We start from the raw sequence: 8,316 nt of genomic DNA, 5'->3' as shown, positions 1-8,316 counted from the left end.
TGGCGAGAAGGTCAGTTTTTCAGGTACCATTTCGGATAGCGGCTGTTGGTGCTTAGTGAACGGTGTAAGGTCCTGAAATTATACCGCTTTCAGCCGCTTTCTTTTACCCCCTCATGAGAAATCCGGGTTAGAGGGATTCAAAAGCAGATCTAAGGCCATCATCAGGTTGGCCTTGGGGCCAGACGCTATCGGTCTGCTCTGTGGTTTGACCAGGAATTTCTCTCCGATGGCCGTTAGGGCGGTTCAGGGGTTTGGCATCGGCAGTAACACACCCCTTGTCGGTTATCGCCTTCGGCCGGTTATTCAGTCCAAAGGTTGCGTGGCTATCCCGTTTAGCCTAAGGGAAAGCCTGCTTGTTCGGTACTCTGGTTCCTGGTGCTTTGGGTCAAGCTGGTACAAAGTATTGGGAGTTGGCGTTCGATAATGAGTACCAAAAGCAAAACAACGGGTAAACGGTTCCTAACCGGGCGGTCAACCGGACACCATATCGCTTTCGGGCTATGGTTCCCTGTGCTGCGGTGCCGGATACCGCTGGCGTTATCGGACCATCTGAATGTTCGCTTTGCGACCCAAGCGCAGCCAATTTATGTTGATGTGGAGACTCTTAGCTTACTATTCTCTCGCTAGTGCCCACAGGCCGCGATATGAGCAACGTAAGACGCCTTCCTTTTGTGGATTGTTCGGTGGAGAATGGACTTTTGATGCCAAGTCGGAGGGATCTGGATGACGGAAAGAAAATCCTACAACTTGGGTGATCTCGTGTCCCAGTGTGACCCAGACGCCCCGATTCCAGACACGCTTCGAGAGTGGGAACGGATGGTGCCGATTGGATTGGAACTGGTCATCACGCGGCACTCAGTCGACGTTGTTCATCAGTCGATACGAATCTTGGAATCTCGGGAACAAGCACTGGAGTGGATCCAGCGCCCGATTCCAGGGCTTGAAGATGAAAGACCTTGCGACCTGCTGGGTACCCCTGACGGTTGTTGCCGGATAGCGTCGGTGCTTCAAAAAATTGAGCATGGTGATTTCAGTTGAGCCTACCCTAGGATTTATGTCTACTCAAAACACGAATATGCGAAATGATAGAGCTCTGTGCAGGAAATCTTGTCAAATATCCCGTCGTAATGTTCGATTTGCGACCACTGGGTGAGCATAAGATCCTTTTTTATCGCCTCTTGCGGCGAGCGGGCTTTGTCCTCAATCTTGGTAGGTAGTCCCAACGAGAGTTTTAGTATTCATGTTTAGTACAGGTACTAATATAGAAAATGAGCATTTACGCACTCACTCACTCGATTGGGATAGTTTTTATAGTTATAGCAACGAGATGTACACGCAACCCCAGAAGAAGTTTCGGGCCCGCAAGCCTGAGGACGTTCGTGCGGACATCGAGAAGGCCGCCCGCAGTCTGGGTGGGGTGCGCCGGGTCTTTCTCGCCGATGGCGACGCCATGGTGTTGCCGACCCGGCGTTTGCTGGAAATTCTGGCGGATCTCAGGACTGCCTTTCCGGACCTGCAACGGGTGTCCAGCTACTGTCTGCCGCGTAACCTGGCCAAGAAAACGGTGGAAGAGCTGGTCCAGCTGAAAGAAGCAGGCCTGCAGATTCTATACGTGGGCATGGAGTCCGGCGACGACGAGATCCTCAACCGGGTGAACAAGGGTGAATCCTGGGAATCCACCCGTTCGGCGCTGGTGAAGATCCGAGAGGCCGGCCTGACCAGCTCGGTGATGGTGCTCAACGGTCTGGGTGGAGAGAGCCTGTCACGGCAACACGCCATCAACACTGCGTCTCTGTGCAATGAAACCCAGCCGGATTACCTGTCGACCCTGGTGGTTAGTTTTCCGCAGGGGGAGGAGCGTTTCCGATCCGGATTTGGGGATGATTTCGTACCTCTGTCTCAGCGAGGTCTGTTCGAGGAGATTCGATTGTTCCTGGAGCATCTGGACCTTAACCGGACGATCTTTCGGAGCGACCACGCCTCAAACTACCTGGTTCTGAAGGGCACCTTGGGGCGGGATAAGCAGAAAATGCTCGAGCAGGTCGAATTCGCGATTACCAACCCGGGGGCTGCACCGCTCCGGGCTGAGTGGATGCGTGGCTTATAGTTGTTCTTTCGATGCTAGTGGGAGTTGTTGCATGAGTCAGAATCCGGAGACCATTGCCAATCAGGTCGGGGAAGCTTCGAAAAGTCCAGGACACCCGCCCCTCGATCAGTGGCAGCCCGAATTGTCCGGCGACATGGATTTGCGTGTGACCCGGGACGGACAGTGGATCTACAAGGGCGAACCCCTTGCTCGTGAGGCCATTGTTCGACTGTTCTCGACGATCCTGCGTCTTGAAGACGATGGTGAGTTCTATCTGGTTACGCCGGTGGAAAAATGGCGCATTCAGGTGGACGATGCTCCATTGCTGGCCCATTCCTTGACAGTGGAAGCTGGGGGGGCTGAGCAGGTTATCAAGCTGACCACGAACGTTGGCGAAGTCCTGGAGATTGGCGAAGACCACCCGCTGGACGTCGGCCGCTACCTCGGCACCGATGAACCTCGCCCGATTATTCATGTGCGCCACGGCGTAACAGCAAGACTGGTAACCGCCGCATTTTATGATCTGGCGGAGCACGTTGTTGAACGTGAAGGGCGGGCTGGGCCTGAGCTGGGCGTGTTCAGTAACGGAAATTTCTACAAAATCGGGTAGTGTGGTTGAAAACCCCTACCGCGTCCCCATCAATGACGGTAGAAAACGCATTAAGTCAGTTGTTAAACTGTGTTTTCACACTTGTTATGAGCCTGGCTCTCTAACGAGGCCCGGTGGTCGTCAGTCCCTCTGTGCAGTCCGGCTGTTCAAGATCACTTTCGATTGCCTTAATTCAATCAAACAGTCATTGCGACACGCAAGGAGATCACATGGCCCAACCTCGTGTTGTCACCATCCATTACACGCTCACCAATGATCAGGGAGAGGAGCTTGACTCATCCCGTGTAGAAGGTCGTGAGCCACTGTCATACCTGGAAGGTGCTCAGAACATTATCGGTGGACTGGAAAGTGCACTGAATGAAAAGAACCCAGGCGATCAGGTCAAGGTATCTGTTGAGCCGGCCGAGGGTTACGGTGAGCTGAACGAAGAGCTAGTTCAGCCGGTTCCCCGCTCTGCGTTTGAAGGCGTCGATACCATCGAGCCTGGCATGCAGTTCCAAGCGCAGACTCCGGGCGGCCCCCAGGTAGTTCGTGTTGTAGAAGTTGGCGAAGAAACCGTTACCATCGATGCCAACCACCCGCTGGCAGGTCAGACCCTGCACTTCGACGTAGAAGTTGTTGAAGCGCGCGATGCGACTGACGAAGAGCAAGAGCACGGTCACGCTCACTAAGCTTTTCTGAAGTGTCTGCGAAAACGGCTCCATCTGGAGCCGTTTTTTTATGCCTGAAAGAAAATCGGGGCAAAAAAAACGGCCCAATAAAGGGCCGTCTTTCGCTACCCGAACTTACATGTTCGGGTAGTTGGGACCACCGCCGCCTTCTGGCGTTACCCAGTTGATGTTCTGAGCAGGGTCCTTGATGTCACAGGTCTTGCAGTGAACACAATTCTGGGCGTTTATCTGGAATTTCTTGCCGCTGCCGTCTTCTTTTTCGACAACCTCGTAAACCCCCGCCGGGCAGTATCGCTGCGCTGGTTCGTTGTACTTCGGCAGGTTCTCGTTCAGCGGGATGTCCGGATCGGTCAACTTAAGGTGAACCGGCTGATCTTCCTCATGGTTGGTGTTGGAGATAAACACCGAGGAGAGGCGATCAAAGGTCAGCTTGTTGTCCGGCTTCGGATAGCTGATCTCTTTGGCTTCAGAGGCAGGCTTCAGCGTGGCGTAATCCGGGATAGTGTCGTGGAAGGTGATTGGCAGGCTGCCGCGCAGGATGTTCTGCTCGACGAATGCGATCGCACCACCAACGATGTTGCCGAATTTGTGCATGGCCGGACCAAAGTTACGCTCAGCGTAAAGCTCCTTGTACAGCCAGCTGTCCTCGAACCGCTGCTGGAAGCTGGTGATCTCCTCACCGCTCTTGCCTTCTTTCAGGGCTTCGAACACTGCTTCGGCACCCAACAGGCCGGACTTCATGGCGGTGTGGGAGCCTTTGATCTTGGAGCTGTTCAGAGTGCCGGCATCACAGCCAAGCAGCAGGCCACCGGGGAAGCTCATCTTCGGCAGTGCGTTGTAGCCACCTTTGGAGATAGCACGGGCGCCGTAGGAAACACGCTTGCCGCCTTCCAGGTACTTGGAGATCTCCGGGTGCAGCTTGAGGCGCTGGAATTCTTCAAACGGACTCAGGTGCGGGTTGCTGTAGGACAGATCGGTGATCAGGCCCACGTAAACCTGACCATTTTCCAGGTGATAAAGGAAAGAGCCGCCGGTTGTACCGGATTCACTCAGCGGCCAGCCTGTAGTGTGTACGACCAGGCCTGGCTCGTGCTTGGCAGGATCAATGTCCCACAGCTCTTTAATGCCGATGCCGTAGTGTTGGGGATCCTTGCCTTCGTCGAGTTTGAAGTCATTGATCAGGCGCTTGCCCAGGTGACCGCGGCAGCCTTCCGTAAACAGGGTGTACTTGGCGCGTAGCTCCATGCCCGGCATGTAGCCGTCTTTCTCGGAGCCGTCACGGGCTACGCCCATGTCACCGGTGATGATGCCCTTAACCTGGCCATCCTCGACAATGGTCTCGGAAGCGGCGAAGCCAGGGTAAACCTCAACACCCAGCTGTTCGGCCTGTTCGGCCAGCCAGCGGCACAGGTTGCCCAGGCTAATAATGTAGTTGCCATGGTTGTGCATGTTCTTGGGCACGAAACCATTCGGGATCTTCGTGGCTTTTTCCTGGTTCTTCAGCAGGAAGATGTCGTCGCGGGTGACCGGCGTATTCAGCGGGGCACCTTTCTCTTTCCAATCCGGGAAGAGTTCGTTGAGGGCAGTGGGCTCGAACACGGTACCGGCAAGGATGTGCGCGCCGATTTCGGAACCTTTCTCTACCACGCATACGGTGAGTTCTTCGCCAGCTTCCTGTGCCAACTGCATGACACGGCAAGCTGCCGACAGGCCTGCAGGCCCGCCGCCGACGATAAGAACATCAAACTCCATCGATTCGCGTTCCACGTTGGTCTCCTCAAACTTCTTTTAATGGATATTGTGTGCCCGTAGGCGGAATTCTGGGGCGTCATCATACCGGTAAAACTGCCTATAGACGACTGCCCGAAGCCGATAACACCGACTATTAACGGAGAGGGTATCGTATTTGCAGAATCAAACAAACGTTTGTTTGAAATTCTGTCTCTCCTTTGGCATTGTACGTGTACACCGAAACATCGTGTGTTCTGAGGCGTTTTTTAGTATCGTCTCACTGGCTGGCACAGTCAACACTGGCCAATCAGCTTGAAAAACGCTCCTGGCGCGTCAGAGCGGGACTATTGACCCGTTCACCCTTTGCCTGCAGTATTAGTCCGCCGTGACAGCAGGCCCCGCGTGAGGAAGCTGTTTGTAACGTTCGATGTGAAGGCCCATAATTCCGGCTTCACGTCGAAACTACAGGAATCAAGAATACTCCGAGGTCCGCAGCTGCGGGGTCGCAAAAGAGTGTTTCTGATTGCGAGTCTTTAAACCCATCGTAGAAGAACGAGGAATCTATGAAGGTTCTGGTCGCTGTAAAACGAGTAATCGACTACAACGTAAAGGTGCGCGTCAAGCCGGACAACACCGGTGTTGATCTCGCCAACGTCAAGATGGCAATGAACCCGTTCTGTGAAATCGCTGTTGAAGAAGCGGTTCGCTTGAAAGAGAAGGGTGTTGCCAGTGAAATCGTGGTGGTCTCCATCGGCCCGAAAGCTGCACAGGAGCAGATTCGAACTGCACTGGCCCTGGGCGCTGACCGTGGTATCCACGTGGAAACCGACGACGAGGTTCAGTCCCTCGAAGCGGCCAAGCTGCTGAAAAGTGTTGTCGAGAAAGAAGAGCCGAAGCTGGTTATTCTCGGCAAACAGTCCATTGATTCTGACAACAACCAGACTGGCCAGATGCTCGCAGCACTAACCGGCATGGCGCAGGGCACTTTCGCGTCAGAAGTGGTTGTTGAAGGCGAGAAGGTTAACGTAACCCGCGAAGTAGACGGTGGTCTGATGACCGTGTCACTGAAACTGCCGGCGGTTGTTACCACAGACCTGCGCCTGAACGAGCCACGTTACGCCTCGCTCCCGAACATCATGAAGGCGAAGAAGAAGCCGCTCGAGTCCATGAGCCCGGCTGATCTGGGCGTCGACATCGCCCCGCGCCTGTCCACCCTGAAGGTTGAAGCGCCTGCTTCCCGTCAGGCTGGCGTGAAAGTGGCAGACGTTGCAGAGCTCGTCGATAAACTGAAGAACGAAGCGAAGGTGATCTAAATGAGCATCCTTGTAATTGCTGAACATGACAACAGCAGCCTGAAGCAGGCTACCCTGAATGTTGTAGCGGCCGCCAAGGCCATCGGCGGAGACATCGACGTCCTGGTTGCCGGCGAGAACTGCAGCGCCGTTGCCGAAGCTGCTGCCAAGGCTGAAGGCGTTAACAAGGTACTGGTTGCCGACAACGCTGCCTACGGCCACTTCCTGGGTGAAAACCTGGGTGAGCTGGTTGCCGAAGTAGGCAAGGGCTACAGCCACATCCTGGCCGCTGCTGGCACCGTGGGCAAGGACTTCATGCCACGCGTTGCTGCACTGCTGGACGTTGCGCAGGTGTCCGACATCATGCGTGTGGAGTCCGAAGACACCTTCGTTCGCCCGATCTACGCAGGTAACGCGATTGCCACTGTAAAATCCAGTGACAGCATCAAAGTTATTACCGTTCGCCCGACCGCTTTCGACCCAGTTGCTGGTGAAGGTGGTTCCGCAGCTGTCGAACAGCTGGACGTTGTAAAAGACGCTGGCTTGTCCCAATTCGTAAGCGAAGAGCTGGCCAAGTCTGACCGGCCTGATCTGGCAAGCGCCGGTATCGTTGTTTCCGGTGGTCGTGGCATGCAGAACGGCGACAACTTCAAAATGTTGGAGCAGGTAGCCGATCTGATGGGTGCTGCAGTTGGCGCATCCCGTGCTGCTGTCGACGCTGGTTTCGTACCGAACGACATGCAGGTTGGCCAGACCGGTAAGATTGTTGCTCCGCAGCTGTACATTGCCGTGGGCATCTCCGGTGCCATCCAGCATCTGGCCGGTATGTCTGACTCCAAGGTGATCGTTGCGATCAACAAGGACGAAGAAGCGCCGATCTTCCAGGTGGCCGATTACGGCCTGGTAGCGGATCTGTTTGAAGCAGTACCGCAGCTGGAAGAAGAGCTGAAGAAAGTTCTGTAACTTTCTCAACGCTTGAAAAAGGCACCTTCGGGTGCCTTTTTTGTTGGGCGGTCATAAAATAGGCGCGCCTGAGTTACCGAATCATCCTGATAGTCGGAATTTTTCTCATGTCCCTCATTCCCTTTGATGCACTGGCGTGCCCACTTGATGGCCAGACCCTGCACCGTGATGGTAAGAGCTGGCGCTGCGAGGCCGGACACAGCTATGACATTGCCCGCCAGGGCTATGTGCATTTGTTACCTGTGCAGAAGAAGCGATCCCGCGATCCCGGGGACAGCAAAGACATGGTAGCCGCGCGGCAGCGTTTCCTGAACGCCGGCTTCTACAACACCATCTCAGACGCCGTAAACCGGGCCGCAGCAGGCGTCTTGCCGGAAGCTGAACGGGTCCGTTTACTGGATGCTGGCTGTGGCGAGGGCCACTACACCCGGCGCCTGGCCGAATCACTGCCCGAAACCCAGGAGGCGGCTGTTGTCGGTCTGGATATTTCCAAGTGGGCGGTGCTGGCTGCAGCCAAGCAGGATAAACGGATAAGTTGGGTGGTGGGCAGTAACGCCAATCTGCCGGTATTGCCCGGCACGCTGGATGCCGTACTGTGCCTTTTCGGCTTCCCGGTTTATGGTGAATTCCATCGTGTCCTGAAATCAGGGGGCCTGGTTTTGCAGGTGGATGCGGGACCTGATCACCTTCGGGAACTGAGGGAAATCATCTATCCGGAACTGAAACCGGAAAGGCCCAGAAACGAGACCGCGCCAGAAGGCTTCAGGCTGGTGGCGTCTGAGCCGGTTCGCCATACCCTGACCCTGACGGGGCAAACGGTGATTGCCGATTTGCTGGCGATGACGCCGCACCTTTATCGTGCCAGTGCCGAGGGCCGGGCGCGGGCGGCGAATCTGAGCGAGCTTACGGTTACGGTAGACGTTACGCTGCAGCGATTCGCCAAGCTCTGATTGCCGCCATAGG

General features: G+C 55.3%; 7 protein-coding genes and 1 pseudogene. 7 read left to right on the top strand and 1 reads right to left on the bottom strand.

Annotated features, from left to right (window positions below; all coding sequences use genetic code 11):
- Positions 1-723 precede the first annotated feature (723 nt).
- From FCS96_RS16235 to FCS96_RS16220, 4 genes and pseudogenes are all read left to right on the top strand, one after another.
- A complete protein-coding gene (locus FCS96_RS16235; protein ID WP_092033719.1) occupies positions 724-1,038 on the top strand; it encodes an antitoxin Xre/MbcA/ParS toxin-binding domain-containing protein in 315 nt (104 codons plus the stop codon).
- Positions 1,039-1,324: 286 nt separating this feature from the next.
- Positions 1,325-2,107: pseudogene (locus tag FCS96_RS16230) on the top strand (radical SAM protein); the annotation flags it as partial.
- 31 nt (positions 2,108-2,138) lie between these two features.
- Complete coding sequence (locus FCS96_RS16225; RefSeq protein WP_138441416.1) at positions 2,139-2,696, top strand: DUF1285 domain-containing protein; 558 nt, start codon at positions 2,139-2,141, stop codon at positions 2,694-2,696.
- Between the two features lie 209 nt (positions 2,697-2,905).
- Positions 2,906-3,367: an FKBP-type peptidyl-prolyl cis-trans isomerase gene (locus tag FCS96_RS16220; protein ID WP_138441415.1), complete on the top strand. Its 462-nt coding sequence runs from the start codon at positions 2,906-2,908 to the stop codon at positions 3,365-3,367.
- Positions 3,368-3,481: 114 nt separating this feature from the next.
- On the opposite strand, the gene FCS96_RS16215 is transcribed toward FCS96_RS16220, so the two are convergent.
- A complete protein-coding gene (locus FCS96_RS16215; RefSeq protein ID WP_138441414.1) occupies positions 3,482-5,134 on the bottom strand; it encodes an electron transfer flavoprotein-ubiquinone oxidoreductase in 1,653 nt (550 codons plus the stop codon).
- 527 nt (positions 5,135-5,661) lie between these two features.
- On the opposite strand from FCS96_RS16215, the gene FCS96_RS16210 reads away from it, so the two are divergent.
- From FCS96_RS16210 to FCS96_RS16200, 3 genes are all read left to right on the top strand, one after another.
- The gene (locus FCS96_RS16210) at positions 5,662-6,411 is read left to right on the top strand and encodes an electron transfer flavoprotein subunit beta/FixA family protein (protein ID WP_138441413.1); all 750 of its coding nucleotides are present in this window, start codon (positions 5,662-5,664) and stop codon (positions 6,409-6,411) included.
- On the top strand, positions 6,412-7,353 hold the full coding sequence (locus FCS96_RS16205) for an electron transfer flavoprotein subunit alpha/FixB family protein (protein WP_138441412.1): 942 nt from the start codon (positions 6,412-6,414) through the stop codon (positions 7,351-7,353).
- A 107-nt stretch (positions 7,354-7,460) separates the two neighbouring features.
- Positions 7,461-8,303, top strand: a complete 843-nt coding sequence (locus tag FCS96_RS16200; RefSeq protein ID WP_138441411.1) for a putative RNA methyltransferase — start codon at positions 7,461-7,463, stop codon at positions 8,301-8,303.
- Positions 8,304-8,316 lie beyond the last annotated feature (13 nt).

The organism is Marinobacter alexandrii (genome assembly GCF_005871205.1).
In the GTDB taxonomy this organism is placed as follows: Bacteria; Pseudomonadota; Gammaproteobacteria; order Pseudomonadales; family Oleiphilaceae; genus Marinobacter; species Marinobacter alexandrii.
This window is presented reverse-complemented; position numbering and strand designations above follow the sequence as displayed.